A 21,348-nucleotide genomic window follows, 5' to 3' on the forward strand; every position below is an offset into this window, starting at 1 on the left:
TGATCAGATTTTCAAATTTAAAAGTTATTGGAGTTCGTATGTCAAACTCAAAAGTGGTTGTAATTACAGGTGTTTCATCTGGCATTGGGCACGTTACAGCAGAAAAATTTGCTAAACTCGGCCATAAAGTTTTCGGTACAGTCAGAAATAAACTCAAAGCTCAACCTATAGAAGGCGTTGAGCTTGTCGAGATGGATGTGTCAGATGAAGACTCTGTCCAACTCGGGATTCATTCTATTATTGATAAAGCTGGGCATATTGATATTTTAGTTAATAATGCTGGAGCAAGCTTAATTGGCGCAGTAGAGGAGACCTCGATAAAAGAAGCCGAATTTTTATTTAACACTAATGTATTTAGTATTCTTCGTACGACACAAGCAGTATTGCCTTATATGCGAATACAGCATTTTGGAAGAATTATAAATGTTAGTTCAGTATTGGGTTTCCTTCCTTCACCGTATATGGGACTGTATTCAGCTACTAAACATGCAGTTGAGGGGCTATCTGAGTCTTTAGATCATGAGCTTCGCCAATTTGGAATTCGTGTATCCATTGTTCAGCCTTCGTTCACTAAAACAAATTTAGACAAGAACACACCCAGCGTAAGTTCAAAAATTCCTGAATACAATAATGAGCGTGATCTCGCTAGTCGTGCCGTATTGAAACAGATTGATCAAGCACCTCAGCCCGATGGCGTTGCTGATACAATTGTTAAAGCAGCACTCAATGATTGGCAAATGCGCTGTACACCTTCTGGACAAGCATCTTTGTTAAGCAAATTGCGTCGATTTATGCCGAGTGGTCCGGTTGATAAAAATATTAGAAAGACTTTTGGTTTGAAATAAATTTTGAACTCTTTATAAAAAGATCTAAATTTTTTATTTAGATCTTTTTATAAAATAACCCTATCTTGTTACTAAAAAATAGTGTCAAAAAAGTGGCGAATCAAGCGAGTCTAAAACCTGAATATACAATAATCTATATATTTTCAAGTCAGTTTTGCACTATGTCTGAACTCGGCTGATTTTCTAATAATTCGGATAAATTATTTTCAAGCCAGCTAGTTAAATCAAAGAGTCGTTCAGAAGCCTCTCGCCCAAAATCTGTTAATTGATAGTCTACACGAGGCGGTATTTCTGCATAATCCTGACGTAAGATAAAACCATCGTTTTCAAGTGTTTTTAAGGTTTGTGCCAACATCTTTTCACTAATGCCATCAATAATTTTCTTTAACTCATTAAAACGCAGACGTTGGTCTCTGAGCGCTACTAAAATTAAAACACTCCAACGGCTAGTGAGAGTCAACAAAATTTTTCGAGAGGGACAATTTGCTGCGAAAACATAACCTTTCATCGTATATGACCTTAACTACAAAACTTTACATTTATTTCTAAACTTACTTTTAGGTAAGTACTTACTTTTAGTAAGTTATGGTACTACCATGATTGGAATATATCAACTACATCAAGTGGAGATTAACATGCGTATTGCAATTACTGGCGCCTCAGGTCAGCTCGGCCAACTTATTATTTCTCAATTACTCGAACGAACTGAGGCAAAAAATATTGTGGCATTAGTGCGCAATCCAGAAAAAGCAGCAGAATTAAGTTCAAAAGGGATCGAAGTTCGTGCTTTTGACTATGCTCATAATGCAGATGAACTTTCAGTTCAATTATCAGGTATTGATAAGCTTTTATTAATCTCATCGAGTGAAATTGGTCAACGGACAGTACAGCACCAAAATGTGATTGATGCAGCAAAACTTGCAAACGTAAAATTTATTGCTTATACGAGTTTATTAAAAGCAGATATATCACCGCTTCTATTAGCCCAAGAACATATTGAGACTGAACAATATTTAAAAGCAGCGAATATTCCGTATACAGTATTACGGAATAACTGGTACAGCGAAAACTATGCAATGGGACTTGCACAAGCGGTCGAACAAGGCAAAATTTTTGGGGCAACGCATCACGGCAAAATTGCTTCAGCTTCGCGCTTAGATTATGCGACTGCTGCCGCTGTAGTATTAACTCAAGAAGGGCATGAAAATAAAGTATATGAACTCGCTGGTGATACGAGTTATACCCTTGATGATGTAACAAGATGGACAAGTGAAATCACTAAACAAGATGTAACTTATCAAGATTTATCGGAAGAGGAATATAAGGAGCTCTTGATACAAGTGGGTCTACCAGAAGGTTTTGCGAGTATATTAGCTAACTCAGATGAAGGTGTATCTAAAGATGCTTTATATAGTGATAGCAAAGACCTGCACAAATTAATTGGTCGTACCACTACAAGTATGCAAGAAACTATTAAAGAATTTTTATCTTAAGATGGTGTATAGCTTTATCTAAAAACAAAAAGGCTTAAGTTTTATGATTTGGGCCTTTTTCATATTTTAATAAATAAAAGAGATAAGTTTATTTTAATGGGGAACTTAAAAAAGAATTTATTTACCCGTTATGTTACTTATTTAAGAATTAAAAATTTATTTGTAGTGAAATTTTGAATAAATAAAGATTTTTTAAGAGGGCAGATCAACGCTTTTCGATTCATGATTCCATAAATTAAATATACATATTCTTGCGACGAGCCAACTAGTGCAAAGAGCTGATCTTGTTGATCAATACCAATCAGTATTTCATTACTTAAATTTAACAGATCAAAAGGCGATGCATTTTTTTTTGCCTCAACTGATATATTGAAATTCTCGAAAGTTTTCTTGATATCAAGTAAGGAATAATGGAAATTTTTCAGATTTCGTTGAGCCTGCAGATAAACAGTAATAAGGTCTAAATCTATTTGTTTATCGTATTTTGCAGCAATTGCGGAAGCGATAATAAAAGCGATGTTTGAACTATTTGACTCTATTGAGCCTACTTTAAGTTTAGAAATAGCACTCTGGATATTATCAGGTATATGTTGGACTGAAGCTGAGCACATATTTATTGACCTATAGACTGTGGTAGCTTGGGTTGTATTTAGCCCTGCTAATAATGATATAAAAACGATGAGTTTTTTTAATTTAATGGTCATATAAAGGTTCGAACGCAATTTTACTTAGCAAAACTTTAAGTTCCCGTAGCAGTTTTTAATACCTACCTGTCCAGAGTCGATAGGATTAATAATTAACTCTCGACCAACTAAACCTCCGAGTGCTTCCCCAAGTCCAACATCAATCCGCTGTTGTGTCTCGATATCAGTAAGAATAACTTTCGGTAAGGAAAGCCACCATCCAGGTTGAGCAGCTACAGTATTTTCGAAGCTACCAGAACTTATGTTTTGCCACTGGATCGCTTGTTTTTGTAAAGATAGTGATGTGTCACTAGTAGGAATTGTTCCTGCTGCATCCTGAGCTAGTAAAATCTCGTGGAAACCAGATAAAGGATAATCTTTTAATGTGGCATTACTTAGAGTTAAACCTAAAGGTAGATCTAAGATACCTAATAGTTTTAGTGGACCAGTTTTAGCTACTACATTATCCAGCGTTGCTGTTGTAGAGCGGTTAAGAATAAGCGGTTTGTTATAATCATTAATATGTGCTTCTGTAGTGATCAATCCATTTTCAATCACTACATTCTTCAGAACAGTATTCGTAAGTGTTAAATTCAAATCACCAGATAAAGAGTTAATGCCTGCTGTGTCATCAGCTAATGTTGTTAAATCTGTATTTGATCCCAATCCAAGTTTGCCTAATATGCCTAATGCCCCAAGGCGAAAGCCGACAATTTCTCGAGTAGAAGCTTTGTCCGGCGATTTTATAGCAAACTCGATAAAAGGATTAGTAATAACTGCATCTGATCCTGCATAGCTGCCATTTACGGGGAGGACACCTGCTAAACTAATATTTTCAATATCAATGTCACAACCCACTCCTTTAGTTCCACCGCAACCTAGCTGTAAACGTTTAATATTTGCATTTAACTCTACTTGTGCTTCCATTCCGAGACGATAAAAACCTACATCTGTATTTGGATTACCACTTTGATTAGCTGCAATATTGGTTAGATTAAATAATGCTTGACCAGTTATGCTTGCTAAACTTTTATCATCTAAGGCATTAAGTTCGGCATTTACAAGAGAACTGACCAACATTAATGGTATTGTAAATAAGAAAGCCTGTTTTATACTTCTAAAATTGTTCATACCAGCTCCTTGGCTTAAAGGTTATTTTCATAGGCTTAGTGTTTTTCTTGAAATTCTTCACTAAGGAATATGTGTATTAAGCAGCTCTACTGAACGAGAATTATGATTGGGTCTTTTATGAGACTTAAACAACAATAGTGACATAATGTGTTCAGTGCACACATTATGCTGGTGTTATGTGCGCGGTGTCAACATGCCTTTAAAGCAATCTGAAAATTTAAGTCAAAAATCAAATTATCATCATGGAAATGTACGTGAAGAATTACTAAATGCAGGATTAGTTCATCTAGAAAATAATGATGTAGAGAGCCTTAGTTTCAGAGAAATGGCAAGAAAAATTGGGGTAAGTGCCAATGCTGTATATCGTCATTTTGAAAACAAAGATAGTTTTTTGGCTGCATTAGCAGCCAAAGGATTCCAACGCTTACAAGAAGAGCAAAGTCAAACATTGCAAGGTGCTAGTTCTCCTACTGAAGCTTTAAAATTATTTGGTTTGGCCTATATTAACTTCGCAAAAAATAATCGTAATCTCTTTGGTTTGATGTTTAATCCTGAATTACAAAGAAATGAAGTTATTGAGTTAAAAGAGGCCGTAGATAGTACATATTCGCAGTTACACCGATTAACAGCTTCAATATTAGGTGTTAACGAAAATGATGCTCAAGTCGAAGTATTAGCCATGTTAAGTTGTAGCCTTGTACATGGGTTGTCTCATCTTTTACTGGAAGGGCGTTTGGCTGAATCAGAAGAAAAAGCAAATAATTTAGTTTTATCAATTATGAATTATGCTACAGGTTTACTTGCTTCTTCGTCACAGATAAATAATTAAATTAGTTCGATAATTAGATCTAAAGGTTGGGCTTTGTTGCATAACTCTAATCTGAGGTGCAACAAAGTAGTTTATGAACTTAGAGAATTTAATATAAAATGCAGTTATGCGACATGACTAATTTTTTTTAATACTATCTTGTATTTCTTTAATTAATACCAATAAAAGTATTTCCATAATAATTTTGAGAGTAGTAAAAATGGCGGGGATTCGTAGCGGTACTGACTTAACACCACTTACTTGGAGTGGGTTTGATACAGTTTATAAACCTGGAGATACAGTACCATTATCTGGTATTTATAAATGCAAAAACTGTAAAAGAGAGATTACGTCAAATGCACATCCACAAGATAATACTTTTCCTCCACACAACAGTGCTAGCACTTGTAATAATGCCCAATGGAAAGCACACGTACTAACTGATACTAACGGTAATGGGTTTGCCAAGAGTTAGTAGAAAAGGAGTCCATACAATTTAATTGGGGACTCTTGTATCATTATTGCTGATTTGATTTTTGATAATCAGCAATTGCTTTGATTGCTTTACGAACAGAAAATTCTTGCTCTTGTTGATTTGAAAATATGACAGCAAAACATATGGTTGTTACATGTTGTCCATAATTTTCTCTTACAGTTTGTACACCTTTAAAGCCAATAATTTCTAAATTAGCAAATTTTCCTGATTCATAATTGCTGTATTGACAGTATTTTATGAAAATTTCTTTTAATTCCTCGAAATTTTGACCGCTATGAATGATGGTCTTGGATTCATAAATATTTTGAGCGATTTGATTATAGTGATTTTGAGCATCACCTTGTGTTGAAAACAAAGTTGGACGACTATCTAGTTTAACTTTTTTACCTGCCATCTTTTTTGCTACCATTAATAGTTTTAAATTATTTAGGGATAATTACATTTCCACTTGCGCCAACTTCAATACCTTGCTCATCACAAAATATGAACAAGTTCACTATCTCTAATCGGCAGTTGTCCTGTCTGAATAAATATATTATTCTTTTGAATAACTTTTTTCTCAATACTTGTTGCTCTTGATCTTTCAAGTGAACACATTGAACTATCTTTAAATTCCAATAGTCCACATGTGGACATGTTTCCAATAATACTTGCATTTTTGTATGCATATTTGCAATGACTTAAATTGTGTTGGAACTTATCAAAATGAACATAATTACTTTTAAAAATAATCTTGATTTTAGACAAGCTGATATTTAGTTTATTTAACCAAAAATGACGATTATTTAAGAAAAAATTTATTTATAGCTATTTATAACGAACCTAATCACTTCTTGTACATCCAGAATTGCTTTGTCTTTTAGCGATGTTTTTCTACATGAAAGAACCATCGGGTAGGTCGGTATCGAAATTGGACATTTTGTATAAATCAATGAGGGTACAATTTCAGAAATTTTTCTTGCAGCGTGGGTGGGAAGTGTACAAACCGTTCCTTTCCTTTTTAATAACCAAGGAATAGCTGCGAAATGAGAGGTGGATGCAAATATATGTCTGGTTTTATTTAATTTTGTTAAGTGTTCGTCAACTATTCCGATCTGTGCGGTATTAGAAATTAATAGATGTTCAAAACTTAAAAACTTTTCCAAGGTCAGTTCAACTGCATCTTCAGGGTTAGTGACTAAACAAGAATAATCACCTAAAACCATTAATTCTCGATACAAAGAGTGGTAGTAGATTCCACCAGAAGTCACTCCAATATCAACATTATGTTTTACTAACATTTCAGCAATAATATGCATATATGTCTGTTTAATCACGATTCTATAATGTGGAAATTTTAATTTAACTTGTTCAATAATTTCTTGTGCAAATGCAATTTCAAAATCATCTGACATACCAAGAGTAATAATTCGCTGCTGTAAGTTATTGGCATTATTAGGTAGAGATAGCAGAGTTTCTCTAAAAATATTTAAGGCATTGCTGACTAATGGTTTTAAAGCATGAGCTTTAGTGGTTGGCGCAAGTCCTCGACCAGTCCGCTGAAAAAGGGGATCTTGATAAATGTCTCTAAGTCGTCTTAAAGATGCACTGACCGCAGACTGAGTAATTCCTAAACGTTCCGCTGCACGAGAAGCATTCTGCTCTTCATATAGGACTTCAAAGCACTTCAAAAGATTTAAGTCGATTTGTACGATATTAATTTCATTCATATCTGATAGTGTTTAAATCCTATTCCATTAAGGTGGTGATTATATAACAATGAACTCAGACGTAATGAACGGAACTTATTTGGAAAGTGATAGATAAGGTTCTTATTTACGTGATGCTTTATCAAAAGATATCAATATTTTGGTCAAAAGCTATTGATATCATTATTGATTTTTAACCTGATCTAGGGAATCGGATTGGTCAGGTTTATTTGGAAAAATATGATTAAGGACTGATTCTATGACAGATTATCTTTTAAATCTAGCTTTTCGATGAGTTAATCATTCTAGACAATTGAACCCCCCGTTAAATTTAAATCTAAACACATATGAATGTTGTTTATAGGGGATTCGTTTGCCAAAAAATGCAGGGATGTGTTCAAGCACAAGCATTTTAAAGTTTCGATATAGGAATTCGACATGTTAAAAAAACTACATGTGCAGGTAATTATTGCAATTATTGCTGCCATTATTTTGGGTTTAGTCTCCCCTGAATGGGCAAAGGCAATGAAGCCATTAGGTCAAGCATTTATTGCTTTACTAAAAATGCTTTTAGCTCCTTTGATTTTTCTTACTTTGGTTCATGGTTTAACTCATATTAAAGATATGAAAAAACTGGGCCGTTTGGGTGTTAAGTCGCTTATTTATTTTGAAGTACTAACAACTGTAGCAATGCTGATTGGCTTTGTATTTGTCAATGTGTTGCAACCTGGTTTAGGTCTACATGCAACCGACCTAGCCGAACCTGACGCAGCAAAGGGCTCAGCAACGCTTTCAGCGGTTGATTTCTTCTTAAATATGATTCCCCATACCATCGTAGATGCTTTTGCGACTGGAAACGTATTACAAGTATTGGTGGTTTCAATTTTAGCGGGCATGGCTATCAATTTATGTTGTGGTCCAGACTCTGTCATTGTTAAAGGAATTGATGAAGCACAAACCATCTTGTTCAAGATGCTCGGCTTTATCATGAAGCTTGCTCCACTCGGTGCATTTGGTGCAATGTCGGCTGCAATTGGTAGTTACGGCGGTGAAACACTTATTTATTTAATGAAATTAATTGGTGTTTTCTACGCAGCGTGCTTCTTCTTTATCGTATTTGCTCTTGGCACAGTTACGTGGATTATTGGTCTACCTTTCCTCACCATTTTAAAAGTGATTCGTGACGAAATACTTTTGGTATTCGGTACAGCATCTGGTGAAGTTGCCTTTCCTAAACTGATTGAAAAACTCAAGAAAACTGGTTGTGATGAAGCCGTTGTCGGGTTCGTATTACCTACAGGTTATAGCTTTAACTTAGATGGCACAGCTTTATATATGGCAATTGCTGTGGGCTTTATCGCACAAGCGACTGACACGCCTTTGAGCTTAATCGACCAACTGGTTCTATTAGCAATTTTAAGCTTTACCTCGAAAGGTGGAACTACTGTTGCTGGCGGTGCCTTTATTAAGTTGGCGGCGACTTTACAGTCTGTAAAAACTTTACCGTTAGGTGGTTTGGGACTGTTATTTGGTGTTGACCGAATTATGGCAACCATCATGGCAATTACCAACATTATTGGAAACACGCTTGCGGTCTATGCAGTCGCTCGTTGGGAAAATGCTTTCGATGCTGACGCCTTTGAAAAACAAACAGGGAAGAGACCTAAACGTAGTTTGCTACGGGCGAAAGATTCTTTGGTAGAGACACCATTAGCTTCTGATTCAAATCAATCAAGTTAAGTTTTAGATAAATCCCATTAATTATCTCAACTTCTTATATCGAGAATAGACATGCGTTTAAAAGCTATCGACCCAGAACATTTAACTGCTGAACAACAGGTTGTATTCGATGCAATTGCAAGTGGTCCACGTAAAGGTGTACGAGGTCCTTTAGCGATTTGGTTGCATCATCCCAAGTTAGCAAATTTAGCCCAAAGTCTTGGTCAATATTGCCGATACGATAGCTGTTTAGAGCCGCGTTTGAGTGAATTAGCCATCTTACTAATGGGTAGACACTGGCTCGCTGAATATGAATGGGCTGCCCATAAACCTTATGCAATTGAGGCTGGCCTAAGTACAGACGTCATTGAAGCAATTCGTTTAGGTGAGAAACCTGCGTTTATTCATAAAGATGAACAATTAATTTATCAGTTCATTTGTGAGCTTCATGAAACTAAAAGGGTGTCTGAACAGATCTATAGAGAAATAGAGCAACTACTTGGAACAGATACCTTAATTGATTTGGTCGCGATAGCAGGTTATTACACCCTGATTTCTATGACGATTAATGTTTTCGAAGTTCCACCCCCAGCAGGTGTAACTCCTGAATTACCAACCCCAGAAGTAGGAATTTAATATGTTTGATGAAATTAATCCTCAAGGACGTTTGAAAGATAAAGTTGCAATCATTACGGGTGCCGGTTGTGTTGGTCCAGGTTGGGGAAATGGTCGTGCAGCGGCAGTACTTTTTGCAAAAGCAGGGGCAAAAATTTTTGCTGTAGATCGTTCGATTGATGCAATGCAAGAGACTTTAAATCGTATTCAAAACTTCGGTGGTGAAGTGACACCTTTTGCATGTGATGTGACTGACAGTGAGTCAGTTCAAACCATGGTTGAAGCCTGTGTAGAGAAATATGGTCGTGTCGATATTTTAGTGAATAACGTAGGTGGTTCTGCCGCTGGTGGAGCTGTTGCGTTATCAGAAGAAGCTTGGAACAAACAACTCGACTTAAATTTAAAAAGCGTCTTTTTAACTTGTAAGCACACCATTCCATATATGGAGCAACAAGGCGGTGGTTCGATTGTAAATACGGCTTCAACTTCTGGAATCCGTTTTACAGGTGCTCCGCAAGTTGCCTATGCCGCAAGTAAAGCCGCGATTATTCAATTATCAAAAGTGACTGCTGTCGAATATGCCCCTAAAGGAATACGCGTAAACACTGTCTTGCCTGGTCAATTACATACCCCGATGGTTGAGGTTCGTTTAGCAGGACAACGTACTGGCGGTGACGTCGATCAATTGCTTGAAAGTCGTTTAAAACGAATTCCCGCAGGCTTTATGGGAGATGGTCGTGATACAGCTTTTGCTGCTCTGTTTCTAGCAAGTGATGAAGCCCGTTTTGTTACTGGAACAGAAATTGTGGTCGACGGCGGAATGACTGCACGTTGTGATTAAGGTGAATTCTGAGTAACTCCAAATATGTGAGGTACATGGAATATTTGTTGAACCTAATAAGATTTGTTTAGGAAGTACTATGTCATTTAATTTGCCAAAAGGTTCATGGGATTGCCATTTTCATATATACGGACCTTTTGATCGCTTTCCGTTACCTGAAGATGCTGCATATCATCCTGAACCAGCAACATTTAAGCAGTTGCTTGAATTACACAAAAGTTTAGGAATTGAACACGGTGTTTTTGTTCAAGCTGTTGCCTATGGTTCAGATAACTTCATCATTTTAGATGCGATTGAACAAAGTAACTTTAATTATCGAGGAGTTGCTTTAGTAGATCACGATATTACAGATGAACAACTTGTTGAATTAAAGCACGGCGGAATTTGTGGCATTCGCTTTAACATGATGGGGCATTTGCCTGGAAATCATGATCCACAAGCATTACGAGGTTTGGTTGAAAGAGTTGCAAAGCTCGGATTGCATATTCAGATACACGGAAAAATTGAGGATATCTTCCCAGCGATTGAAGCTTGGCAAGACATAGATGTCGATATTGTGATTGATCATATGGCACGACCTAATTTGCTTGATTCACAAGATGCAGAAAATACTTTTAACAAGTTACAACAAGTCATGATTAATCCGAAGCATTGGCTAAAAATTTCCGGAATTGATCGCGCACAGAATGGACAACCTGCCAGCACTTGGGATGCTTCACTGAATTGGGTTCAGAAGTTAATCAAACTTGCACCAAACCGCGTGGTGTGGGGAACAGATTGGCCTCATCCAAATGTAAAGGGTGAGGTTCCTAATGATGATGAGCTTTTAAAGTTTGCATTAAAAGCACTCGATACGCCTGAATTACTACAAGCCGTATTTGTCGATAATCCACGAAATTTATATTTCAGAGAAAATTAATGTTTTAAAACCAATGAAGTATTCATTGACTGAATACTTCTTCACTTAAAAGGAAGTTAAAAATGAGTTTAAAAAAACTAGTCTCAGGAATGGGCTTATCAATTGCTATGGTCGTGCCAGCACATGCAGCGCAATTAAATGTTATTGCATCTGGTTCTTTTCATGGTGCGATGGATACTCTTATTCCAATGTATGAAAAATTAACTGGAAATACGGTTCATATCGAATGGGGTCCATCTGCTGGAAAGTCTCCTGAATCATTACCAATGCGAATTAAAAACAATGAAAAGATGGACTTGGCTATTATTTTGGATGATGCACTTAAATCTAATGAATTAAGTCAAAATTTTGACTTATCTAGTCGTACTGAATTGGCAAATTCAAAAATTGGTTTAGCTGTAAGTAAAGGCACTAAATTGCCACCGTTAAAAAATGAATCAGACCTAAAGGCAGCCTTATTGTCAGCCCAAAAAGTTGCCTACTCTCAAGGTTCAAGTGGTGTCTATATTCGTTCAACACTATTTAAAAAATTGAATATTGAACAAGAAATGCAAACAAAGGGGCTTGAGGTTCCGGGTAAAAAGCTGGTCGGAGAAGTGTTAGCAGAACATCAGGCTGATGTCGGAATGCAACAGATTAGTGAGCTTAAGCATACTAAAGGGATTACCTTTGTTGCACCTTTACCTGAAAGTTTGCAATACGTTAGTAAGTTTTCATCAGTGATTTCTAAAAAGGCTGAACATCCTGAAATCGCAGCTCAATTTGTACAATTTTTAAAATCTAAACAAGCAGCAAGTATTTTGACCAACAGTGGTTTAGAACCAATTGGCAAGTGAGGAATCACCATGAAGAAATACTTAACTGCAATTTTATCGACATCATTGAGCCTGATGGGGTGCTCAAGTCTTGATAGGGTTGAATCTAATATGGATCAAGCAAATTTAATTTCAAATTTCTCTGTTCATAAAAAGCAGATCCAACAAGGTGATGTCTCAATTGAGTTCTATGTACAAGGGAAGGGCCCTGTAATTGTATTACTTCCTTCATTAAGTCGTGGCGCTAGAGATTTTGATATTGTTGCAGATTATCTTGCAAAATCAGGCTTTAAAGTAATACGTCCTGAACCTAGAGGTATCAATGGCAGTACAGGACCTTTAGAGAATTTAACTCTCCATGATTTTGCTGCTGACGTTGCTTTAGTTTTAGATGCTGAAAAAACTGGTCCAGTGGTTGTCGTTGGACATGCCTGGGGAAGTCAGCCTGCACGTATGCTTGCTGCTGATCGACCAGATCTGGTTCGCGGTATTGTCATGGCTGCTGCTTCAGCAGGTAAGTTACCAAAAGATTCAACTGAAAAACCGTATGGGCGTTTACGAGATGCAATTGATAACGCAGGGAATTATAAGCTTCCTCAAGAACAACGTATCACATATCTAAAACAAGCTTTCTTCGCACCTATGAATGATCCACATGTGTGGTTAAACGGTTGGTATGAAAAAAACCATGCTGCTGAAGCTCATGCACGAATTGTAACGCCAATTGATGAGTATTTTTCGGGTGGGAAAACGGTTCCAATCCTTGATTTACAAGGAGAGTACGATGCCGTTGTCGTCAAAAATGTAATGAAAGAGTATTTGCCTGAACGAGTTGTTGAACAGGTCATCAAAAACGCAGGTCATGCGATGGTACCAGAACAACCAGAAGCGATGGCAAATGCGATAGCCAAATTTTCCAAACAAGTTTATTCAGCTAATTAGTTGACTTAAATCTGCTTATTTAATTTTTAAACCACAATCATCTAAAACATGGAGTTGATTAAGATGAACAAAACCTTAGCTATTTTATCTACAGCAATATTATTAGCCACAGCAACGGTTACGGAAGCAAAGCAAACAAACGTTACACCAGCAACGCATACGGCAGCTGCCTCTAAGGTAAGCAATGTGCCTTATGAGATGGTGAAGTATGGTGATGTCTCTATTCAAGCTTATGTACAAGGTAAGGGGCCAACCATTGTGATTATGTCGTCTCTAGGGCGTTCTGTACGTGACTATGACGTAGTTGCACAAGATTTAGTTAAACAAGGCTTTAGAGTGATTCGACCTGAAGTTCGTGGAATTGGTTTAAGCCGTGGTCCAATGGAAAAACTGCATATCCAAGATTATGGAAATGATGTTGCAGCAGTGATCGAACATTTTAAAGCTGGTCCTGCAATTGTAGTCGGTCATGCATGGGGCAATTTCCCAACCCGTATGGTTGCAACGCAACGTCCAGATTTGGTTAAAGGGGTGGTGTTAGCAGGCGCTTCCGCAGGTAAAGTGCCTGAGGGATATAAAGGTAAACCAATTGGTCCTGAAATTCGTGAGGCGATTGATAATGCTGGAAATGAAGAGCTTCCAGAAGCTAAGCGTATTGAATATTTAAAACGTGCATTCTTTGCACCAATGAATGATCCGCGTGTATGGCTAACTGGTTGGCACCACGAAGCACACGATGCACAAGGTTATGCGCGTAATAATACTCCTGTAGATGACTATTTTGCTGCTGGCAAAGCACCAATTTTAGATATTCAACCAGAATATGACACAGTTGCACCTAAACCTTTAAGAGGTGTTTTAAAAGGTGCTTTAGGGGATCGAGTGACGATAGTCGAAATTAAAAATGCAGGTCATGCCTTAGTTCCAGAGCAACCGAAAGCTTTAGCGGATGCCATTGGTAAATTTGCTAAACAACAATTCGCGAAAAAATCATAGTTGTTCCTTAAAGAAACGAACGTTCAAGAACGTTCGTTTCTAATCGATTTTGTGCATTAAGGCTTTAAGAGACTTTTCCATATGATTGACAAAAGTAAGTCCTCTCTTAGCGAGGTACTATCGCAGATTAAAGATGGCGTGACCATCCTGATTGGTGGTTTTGGTACCGCAGGACAACCCGCTGAACTCATTGACGGACTAATTGAACTAGGTATTAAAGATTTAACAATTGTCAGCAACAATGCCGGTAATGGTGATTACGGTCTGGCTAAACTGCTTAAAGCTGGTTCGGTTAAAAAAGTGATCTGTTCTTTCCCACGTCAGTCAGACTCTTATGTATTTGATGAGCTGTACCGTGCCGGAAAGGTTGAGCTTGAAGTGGTCCCGCAAGGTAATCTGGCATGTCGTATTCAGGCAGCCGGTATGGGACTTGGGGCGGTATTTACCCCAACAGGCTTCGGAACACTTTTAGCTGAAGGCAAAGAAACTCGCCAGATTGATGGGAAAGATTACGTACTTGAATATCCGATCAAGGCTGACTTTGCCCTGATTAAAGCTTACAAAGGCGACCGCTGGGGCAATCTGGTTTACCGTAAATCTGCACGTAACTTTGGCCCGATTATGGCCATGGCTGCTGATGTCACCATTGCTCAGGTTTCTGAGGTGGTTGAGCTAGGTGGATTAAACCCTGAACACATCATCACCCCAGGTATCTTTGTACAGCACGTTGTACAAGTACAGCCCGCACAGTAAGCAATAAGGAGAAATAACATGAGCTACCAGAAACTCAGCCGTGACCAGATTGCAAAACGTGTGGCACAAGATATTCCCGATGGCGCCTATGTAAACCTAGGCATTGGTTTACCAACCAAGATTGCAAGCTACTTACCTAACGACAAAGATATTTTTCTTCACTCTGAAAATGGTCTATTGGCATTTGGCCCACCACCAGCGGCAGGTGAAGAAGACCCTGAACTGATTAATGCAGGTAAAGAGTTTGTGACCATGCTTGAAGGCGGCAGCTTTTTCCACCATGGCGACTCATTTGCGATGATGCGTGGTGGTCACCTTGATATTGCAGTACTCGGTGCATTTCAGGTTGCTGCGAATGGTGACTTAGCGAACTGGCACACGGGTGCACCTGATGCGATTCCTGCTGTAGGTGGTGCGATGGATTTGGCTGTAGGTGCTAAAAAAGTATTTATCACTACAGACCATGTGACCAAGCAAGGTGAGCCGAAGATTGTGGCTGAGCTAACTTATCCGGTTACGGGTAAACACTGTGTTGACCGTATTTACACCGATCTTTGTGTGATTGATGTGACTAAAGATGGTTTAAAGGTGATTGAGAAAGTTGAAGGTCTTAGCTTTGAAGAGTTACAGGCTTTGACTGGTGCAACTTTGATTGATGCGACTCAAGGGTAAGGAAGTAGGGAAATGACATTAAAAAACGCTTATATCATCGATGCCATCCGTACTCCATTTGGCCGTTATGCCAGTGGCCTTGCACCTGTGCGTGCCGATGACCTTGGTGCTGTGCCGATTAAAGCGCTCATGCAGCGTAATCAGAATGTAGATTGGGAACAGGTCGATGATGTGATCTATGGCTGTGCCAACCAAGCCGGTGAAGATAACCGTAATGTCGGTCGTATGTCAGCACTTCTTGCAGGTTTACCGTATCAGGTGCCAGCAACGACTATTAACCGTTTGTGTGGTTCTTCACTCGATGCGATTGCCATTGCTGCCCGTGCCATTAAAGCAGGTGAAGCGAACTTGATAATTGCAGGTGGTGTGGAAAGCATGAGCCGTGCACCCTATGTGATGGGTAAGTCTGACAGTACCTTTGGCCGTAGCCAGAAGATTGAAGACACTACCATGGGCTGGCGTTTCATTAACCCAAAACTTAAAGAATTGTATGGTGTAGACACCATGCCCCAGACTGCCGAAAACGTCGCTGAACAGTTTAACGTGAATCGTGCAGATCAGGACCAGTTTGCCTTGGTGAGCCAACAACGCACCGCAAGCGCGCAAGCCAAAGGCTTTTTTTCTAAAGAAATCGTGGCAGTTGAAATCCCTCAGCGTAAGGGTGATGCTGTTGTGATTGATACCGATGAACATCCACGTGCATCGACCACGCTTGAAGCTTTAAGCAAACTTAAACCTGTTGTCAAAGCAGATGGTTCTGTGACTGCAGGCAATGCTTCAGGCATTAACGATGGTGCAGCAGCTCTACTGATTGCTTCTGATGAGGCGGTTCAGGCCTACAATCTCAAACCACGTGCCAAGATCATTGCTTCAACAGCAGTGGGTGTAGAACCACGCATTATGGGTTTTGCTCCCGCACCAGCCATTAAGAAACTACTTAAACAAGCTAACCTGACTTTAGATCAGATGGATGTGATTGAACTCAATGAAGCTTTTGCTGCACAAGCTTTGGCCGTGACTCGTGATTTAGGTTTGCCAGATGATAGCAACAAGGTAAATCCAAACGGTGGTGCGATTGCTTTAGGCCATCCACTTGGCGCATCAGGTGCACGCCTCGTAACTACAGCTTTAAACCAGCTTGAGCAAACAGACGGTCGTTACGCTTTGTGTTCAATGTGTATTGGGGTGGGCCAAGGCATTGGATTGATTATTGAACGTGTTATTTAAAAGGAAAGAACTAATGCTATTTTACGTACGAAAAGATGTGATTTTACCAAGCCATTTAACTGCGCAGGAAATTGAAGATATCAAAGCAAGAGAACGTGCTTATTCACAAGAAATTCAAAGACAAGGTAAATGTCGCCATTTATGGAGAATAACAGGGCAGTACGCAAACATTAGCATTTTTGATGTTGAAAGCAATGAAGAACTACATAACTTATTACAGGGCTTACCACTTTATCCTTACATGAAAATTGAAGTGATCGCTTTAAATAGGCATCCATCTTCTGTGAGAGAAGGAGACCATTAAGTATGAGCTTTTTATAAATATGGAAAAGCACTTATTTAATAAAATAGGTGCTTTAAGTAAAGTAATTAAATTGATCATTGTACTTATTGTAGTCATTCATATGATAGTCAAAGGAACATGATAGTTCAGCAACTATATTCTTTTTAATGATTAATCCATTTACATAATTTAAAAAGTTAAATTCACAATTATATTTACTAATCACATCTTCAATGCTTTTAAACACTTCTCAAACATCCTAATATTAATATTTAAATATAGCTTTAAAACTCTTAATCCTTAAATGTTCACTTGTATTTAAGGAAAAGGAATGTAATAAGTTTAAGTAGGCATGATTAATATTTTTCTCATTGATATAAGTTATCTCTCTATCAATTTTATGGCTCTTAAGTCTTAGTAAAGAATTTAAAATAGTGCTAATTAAAAAATCTACTTTAAAAGTGGTTTCAGAATGAAATTCCATCAACTCTTTATACTTTTCCCACATTTTTTTATGAACAGAAGAGATCTGAGTAGTAGGGTGTAATCTTAAATCGAATTGCAGTCCTGAAATTATTATATACATTGATATAATATAATAGCTATCAAAATTAGGAGTATATTCTAATATGTGATTTATAATATGAGAAAATATATCAGTACTTAATTCATCAGGAGTAATATATCTAAGGAAGGTAAAGGAGTTTTGTAATTTTGAGGTCTGATTATCTTCAGATGATAAGTAATAATCAATTACTTTTGAAAAAGGAGAGGATCGATATTCATTGAGTAAAGTTCTATTTTCAAGCATACAGGTCATATAACTATGAATTTCCTTTGCTGAAAAGGTGACTCCCTTGAAATCTAAGATAAAAAAGTCCGATATTTTCTCTACAAATATAGATTTAGTTATTGCATTTTTTTCATATAAATATGAGATAACATTAAAGATATTACCAGAATTGAAATCTTTAATTTCTTCTTTTAGCAAATGAAAAAGTGTTTTATCTTCAGTAAAAATAAATGAAGGTACATCTTTTAATGATTCTACATACTCTAAAAATTCATCCTCTTCTATTAACGTTAATTTATCTATATTACTTTGAATTGAAAGCCAAATCTTATCGGCCTGCTCACTGAAAAGCTGCATCTTATCGTGAGCTATACTTTTAATGCTATTAAAAACAGATCTTAAAAGCGTAAACCTAGGTAGCTCTTTTAGAAAAATATCTAGTAAATCAAGTTGATTAAGTAACAATAAGTTTGTCTCATCCAAAACAATATATCCTGAGCTATTTTCAATGAAGGTTTTAATTTCTTCTTCATTAGTATTAGCTGGATTATGGATGATTTTGTAATCTAAATGTTTTTCAGATTTATCACAAGCATTATGCCATGCTTGAAAAATATTGGCTGTATTCTGTAAAATTTTTTGTCTAAAAGCAAAAGGCAAATAACACCGACCATTTCTAATTTTTTTAATAATTTCATTTATTTGATCAAAATAAGCCTGATCCCTTCCTGTTAATTTATTCAAAAATGCTATCAATTCTTCTCCAGTTGCATTCTCTGGAAAGATTGCTGACCTAAAAATTGTAGACTCGGGAAATTGCTTAAAGTATTTATGCTGTCGCTCTTTAAAATCATTTATATAAATTTCATGTGCAGGATTATGAGAGCCTCTAAGCATAATACAAGTCATAAATACAGCTAAATAATTACCTTCTTGGTAATAATCATTTTGATCGACATAAGTACCTAAACGGAAAATAGCATTTTGAAGTTCGATAGCATATTTAGAATTGCTTTTATATACATTAATGATTTGAAAAAGTAGTTTAACTTTTTCAAATTTACTTTTTATATTGGGTAAAAGTCCTACCATCTGTTTAATGATTTTCTGACCAAGTCCCATTCTCAAGCATAGTTCTATATAGAACTTTTTATCTTCATCATCTAAATTCTGATTGTTAAGCATTTGATGGATTTGGTTGCTAGCCAATCCGATAAGTCCTAAATTGAATTGAGCACCAATCTTAATCAAATTCCACTTGTCGATACTTAAACCTTTTTTGATATTTTTCTCTGCGATCTGAATAGTTCTAGGCCAATTTTTCACTATAAATAAGGCTTGGCATAAACCTAAATATTTCTGATTTGACAGCTCTTGGGATTCTAAAATTTTCTCAGCAACATCAATATATTCTAAGGCAGTTTCTTGACTTTCTGGTTGAATGAATATTATTAATTGTTCTGCAAGTATCTTTGGTTTGTGTAAGGCAAGGTAAGTTTGATATAACTCTTTAAGATATTCGTTAGAATGATTTTGATTCAGATGTGATGATCTAATAAACTTTTGAAGTGCCAAAGCTGCTTCTGCATCCGGCATCTCCTCTACAATTTTTTGGTATTTCTCTGCAAGGTTAGTTTTTAATAACTCAGATGCGATACCACTAGCCATAATAAATAATTGAATAGCTGAGTTCCCACATGTACTTATGATTTCTTGTTCATGAAGAGCTAGGAAGTCTAAAGCTTCTTGATGCCTACCTTCTTTAAATAAACATAATATAAGCATGGCTTTTTCTTCAGCATCTAACTGTTTAAGTTGTTCAAGTAAGCCAAGAGCCTCTGAGAAATTATGGTGATCATATTGAATCCGACTAGCTTGTCTTAGGACAGATTTAGTGGGTCTCGTATGAAGAAGTGGTTCCAAATAAGAAAATAAATTGTTGGACTTATTAAAATACCCGTAAATAAATGGACTTAACGATAAGATTGGCTCAATATCAAATTTATAATTTAAATTTTTATTGATTTCCCAAGCCTTTTCTATCGCATTAAAAGCACTAGTCATTAAACCTATATCAAAGTCTGGAAATCCCTCTAAAGGAAAAGGTATGTTATAGATAGACTCTTTTCCAGTTGCCCGATGAAAGTATCTTTGGGCAGCTAAGGATTGATAGAGAAATTTATCTTCATTAGAATCTAAATCAGTTTGGACATAAGTAGCGATGATCTGATCTGCTTCGTCATAAAGCTCAGCATTCATACATATAAGTAACTGTCTCATGACCTTTTCAGGTTGCTTTTCTTTAAAATAACTAAGGGCCTCTTGTTTTTTCCCCATTAAAGTCATTGCGATTGCACGTATTAAATGAGCATTGTGGTTATCATTTAGAGGTAAACTCAAAATTTCTTCTAATTGTTCGTTTCTAAGATCTAGATAACGAATCTTATTTAATAAGTAAGTATATAAATAGCGATTATTTACTTTAAAACTGTCAGCTTTCTCAAATTGTTCCAGAGCTTCTTCATATTTATCTTCAAAAATGGCAACATTTCCAAGTTGAAGGTGAAATTCAGCAAGTTCGTGTTTTGAAAAATCAATACTTTTAGGTTGTAACTTAATTAGTAGATATTTTGCTTCTTTGATTTTATTATTATCAAAATATCCAGCACAAATTTTAAGCTGACTTGCTACAGCGCCTTCAGGATCGTTAATCCAAGGCTCTAGATTGTCAGTAGCCATACTTTCTAAATAAATGGGCTTAGTTTTTATTTTTTCAGAAATTAGTTCTAAGTTTTCTACTACGGGCTTATTGAGATCTTTAATAGTGAATTTTAAATTTTCAGCAGCTATTTTTTCATGATAACGATCTTTTAAAAAATCATAAATTTCAAGATTTCTGACTACTTTATTTTCTGTTGAGACAGAGACAGTAAAGTGATCTTGCTGATCTAAATCTACTGACTGTTTTCTAAACCATGCCTCATCCAACCATTGGTAAAAAACAGGAACCTTACCTGGCTCATCTTCATCTTCATCTTTTAAATCAACAATAACAACCATTACTATAGAATCTTGCCTTAAATAATAATTAAGTGTTTTCGTTTTAAATTGATGTTTAATATGAAGGTTATCAGAACTATATTTTGGTGATTGTGTTCCTTTTAATTGTAAGTAAAAGGAGAATTCAACTTGCTTCTGAGGATTGTGAACTTGAACGATATAATCAATACCAAAGTCGGTATCACCATCAAGTTCTTTTAGTATCCAATTACGAGGTCTTTTAATTGCAAAAATATCTTTTGCATTACGTCCAATTTCTTGACCTAATCCTTCCGTTGGTAAATTATCACTCATGATGGAACCATACTAGAAATTATATTTAATAATCTGATTATAAGCATTTTTTTTATTTTTACTAAGTGTTACATGCCGTTTTAAATTTGTTGAAAATTTTAGAATTGATGGGCTTGACCAATTTGTCATCAATGAACTTTTCCCGAATTGGAAAGATGAAGACAGACACCTTAATGTCTTTGTTCCTGAATAAAAGACTTTAATAAGATTAACAGGTATTCAAATAAAAATTAACATACTAAAATATATGATTAAATTGATAACTAAACATGCTT

At 36.5% G+C, this 21,348-nt stretch carries 20 protein-coding genes; 14 read left to right on the forward strand and 6 right to left on the reverse strand.

All coding sequences use genetic code 11. The features are described 5' to 3' along the window. The first annotated feature begins 38 nt into the window (after positions 1–38). Entirely contained in the window at positions 39–845 is an 807-nt protein-coding gene (locus ACYU0V_RS08660; protein WP_252059479.1) for an oxidoreductase, read from the forward strand. 148 nt (positions 846–993) lie between these two features. Here the strand turns inward: ACYU0V_RS08660 and ACYU0V_RS08665 are convergent, their stop codons facing one another. Next, positions 994–1,353 carry a winged helix-turn-helix transcriptional regulator gene (locus ACYU0V_RS08665; protein WP_252059480.1) on the reverse strand — a complete coding sequence of 120 codons (360 nt, stop codon included), beginning with the start codon at positions 1,351–1,353 and terminating at the stop codon, positions 994–996. A 127-nt stretch (positions 1,354–1,480) separates the two neighbouring features. Here ACYU0V_RS08665 and ACYU0V_RS08670 point away from each other — a divergent pair, with 127 nt between their 5' ends. Further along, positions 1,481–2,338 (forward strand): SDR family oxidoreductase, encoded by an 858-nt coding sequence (locus tag ACYU0V_RS08670; RefSeq protein ID WP_461849808.1) that lies wholly within the window; start codon positions 1,481–1,483, stop codon positions 2,336–2,338. A gap of 137 nt (positions 2,339–2,475) precedes the next feature. Here the strand turns inward: ACYU0V_RS08670 and ACYU0V_RS08675 are convergent, their stop codons facing one another. Then, the gene (locus ACYU0V_RS08675) at positions 2,476–2,949 is read right to left on the reverse strand and encodes a hypothetical protein (RefSeq protein WP_353619248.1); all 474 of its coding nucleotides are present in this window, start codon (positions 2,947–2,949) and stop codon (positions 2,476–2,478) included. A 117-nt stretch (positions 2,950–3,066) separates the two neighbouring features. Then, the gene (locus ACYU0V_RS08680) at positions 3,067–4,152 is read right to left on the reverse strand and encodes a hypothetical protein (protein ID WP_252059483.1); all 1,086 of its coding nucleotides are present in this window, start codon (positions 4,150–4,152) and stop codon (positions 3,067–3,069) included. 193 nt (positions 4,153–4,345) lie between these two features. Here ACYU0V_RS08680 and ACYU0V_RS08685 point away from each other — a divergent pair, with 193 nt between their 5' ends. Continuing rightward, the gene (locus ACYU0V_RS08685; RefSeq protein WP_252059484.1) at positions 4,346–4,981 is read left to right on the forward strand and encodes a TetR/AcrR family transcriptional regulator; all 636 of its coding nucleotides are present in this window, start codon (positions 4,346–4,348) and stop codon (positions 4,979–4,981) included. Positions 4,982–5,478: 497 nt separating this feature from the next. Here ACYU0V_RS08685 and ACYU0V_RS08690 read toward each other — a convergent pair whose 3' ends face one another. Together ACYU0V_RS08690 and ACYU0V_RS08695 are read right to left on the reverse strand one after the other, a co-directional pair. After that, positions 5,479–5,850 (reverse strand): hypothetical protein, encoded by a 372-nt coding sequence (locus ACYU0V_RS08690; RefSeq protein WP_145994037.1) that lies wholly within the window; start codon positions 5,848–5,850, stop codon positions 5,479–5,481. A gap of 403 nt (positions 5,851–6,253) precedes the next feature. Then, a complete protein-coding gene (locus ACYU0V_RS08695) occupies positions 6,254–7,165 on the reverse strand; it encodes a LysR family transcriptional regulator (RefSeq protein ID WP_252059485.1) in 912 nt (303 codons plus the stop codon). A gap of 417 nt (positions 7,166–7,582) precedes the next feature. Here ACYU0V_RS08695 and ACYU0V_RS08700 point away from each other — a divergent pair, with 417 nt between their 5' ends. From ACYU0V_RS08700 to catC, 11 genes are all read left to right on the forward strand, one after another. Beyond that, positions 7,583–8,884, forward strand: coding sequence for a cation:dicarboxylate symporter family transporter (locus tag ACYU0V_RS08700; protein WP_125698737.1), 1,302 nt, complete (start codon positions 7,583–7,585; stop codon positions 8,882–8,884). A gap of 51 nt (positions 8,885–8,935) precedes the next feature. After that, positions 8,936–9,499 (forward strand): carboxymuconolactone decarboxylase family protein, encoded by a 564-nt coding sequence (locus ACYU0V_RS08705; RefSeq protein ID WP_252059486.1) that lies wholly within the window; start codon positions 8,936–8,938, stop codon positions 9,497–9,499. Between the two features lies 1 nt (position 9,500). Continuing rightward, entirely contained in the window at positions 9,501–10,319 is an 819-nt protein-coding gene (locus tag ACYU0V_RS08710) for an SDR family NAD(P)-dependent oxidoreductase (RefSeq protein WP_170249771.1), read from the forward strand. Positions 10,320–10,398: 79 nt separating this feature from the next. Then, positions 10,399–11,238, forward strand: a complete 840-nt coding sequence (locus ACYU0V_RS08715) for an amidohydrolase family protein (RefSeq protein WP_252059487.1) — start codon at positions 10,399–10,401, stop codon at positions 11,236–11,238. A gap of 62 nt (positions 11,239–11,300) precedes the next feature. Next, positions 11,301–12,074, forward strand: coding sequence for a substrate-binding domain-containing protein (locus tag ACYU0V_RS08720; RefSeq protein WP_252059488.1), 774 nt, complete (start codon positions 11,301–11,303; stop codon positions 12,072–12,074). Positions 12,075–12,083: 9 nt separating this feature from the next. Then, positions 12,084–12,995 (forward strand): alpha/beta fold hydrolase, encoded by a 912-nt coding sequence (locus tag ACYU0V_RS08725; protein WP_252059489.1) that lies wholly within the window; start codon positions 12,084–12,086, stop codon positions 12,993–12,995. Positions 12,996–13,058: 63 nt separating this feature from the next. Beyond that, positions 13,059–13,991, forward strand: coding sequence for an alpha/beta fold hydrolase (locus ACYU0V_RS08730; RefSeq protein ID WP_033847748.1), 933 nt, complete (start codon positions 13,059–13,061; stop codon positions 13,989–13,991). An 81-nt stretch (positions 13,992–14,072) separates the two neighbouring features. Next, positions 14,073–14,744, forward strand: a complete 672-nt coding sequence (locus ACYU0V_RS08735) for a 3-oxoacid CoA-transferase subunit A (RefSeq protein ID WP_461849811.1) — start codon at positions 14,073–14,075, stop codon at positions 14,742–14,744. Between the two features lie 18 nt (positions 14,745–14,762). Continuing rightward, positions 14,763–15,416 (forward strand): 3-oxoacid CoA-transferase subunit B, encoded by a 654-nt coding sequence (locus tag ACYU0V_RS08740; protein WP_032006418.1) that lies wholly within the window; start codon positions 14,763–14,765, stop codon positions 15,414–15,416. 12 nt (positions 15,417–15,428) lie between these two features. Next, positions 15,429–16,643 (forward strand): 3-oxoadipyl-CoA thiolase, encoded by a 1,215-nt coding sequence (pcaF, locus tag ACYU0V_RS08745; protein WP_461849812.1) that lies wholly within the window; start codon positions 15,429–15,431, stop codon positions 16,641–16,643. Between the two features lie 13 nt (positions 16,644–16,656). Next, positions 16,657–16,947, forward strand: coding sequence for a muconolactone Delta-isomerase (gene catC / locus ACYU0V_RS08750; RefSeq protein WP_416696528.1), 291 nt, complete (start codon positions 16,657–16,659; stop codon positions 16,945–16,947). 244 nt (positions 16,948–17,191) lie between these two features. On the opposite strand, the gene ACYU0V_RS08755 is transcribed toward catC, so the two are convergent. Then, entirely contained in the window at positions 17,192–21,073 is a 3,882-nt protein-coding gene (locus ACYU0V_RS08755; protein ID WP_461849813.1) for a DUF4365 domain-containing protein, read from the reverse strand. Positions 21,074–21,348: the final 275 nt, after the last annotated feature.

It is taken from the genome of Acinetobacter sp. X9 (assembly GCF_054889255.1).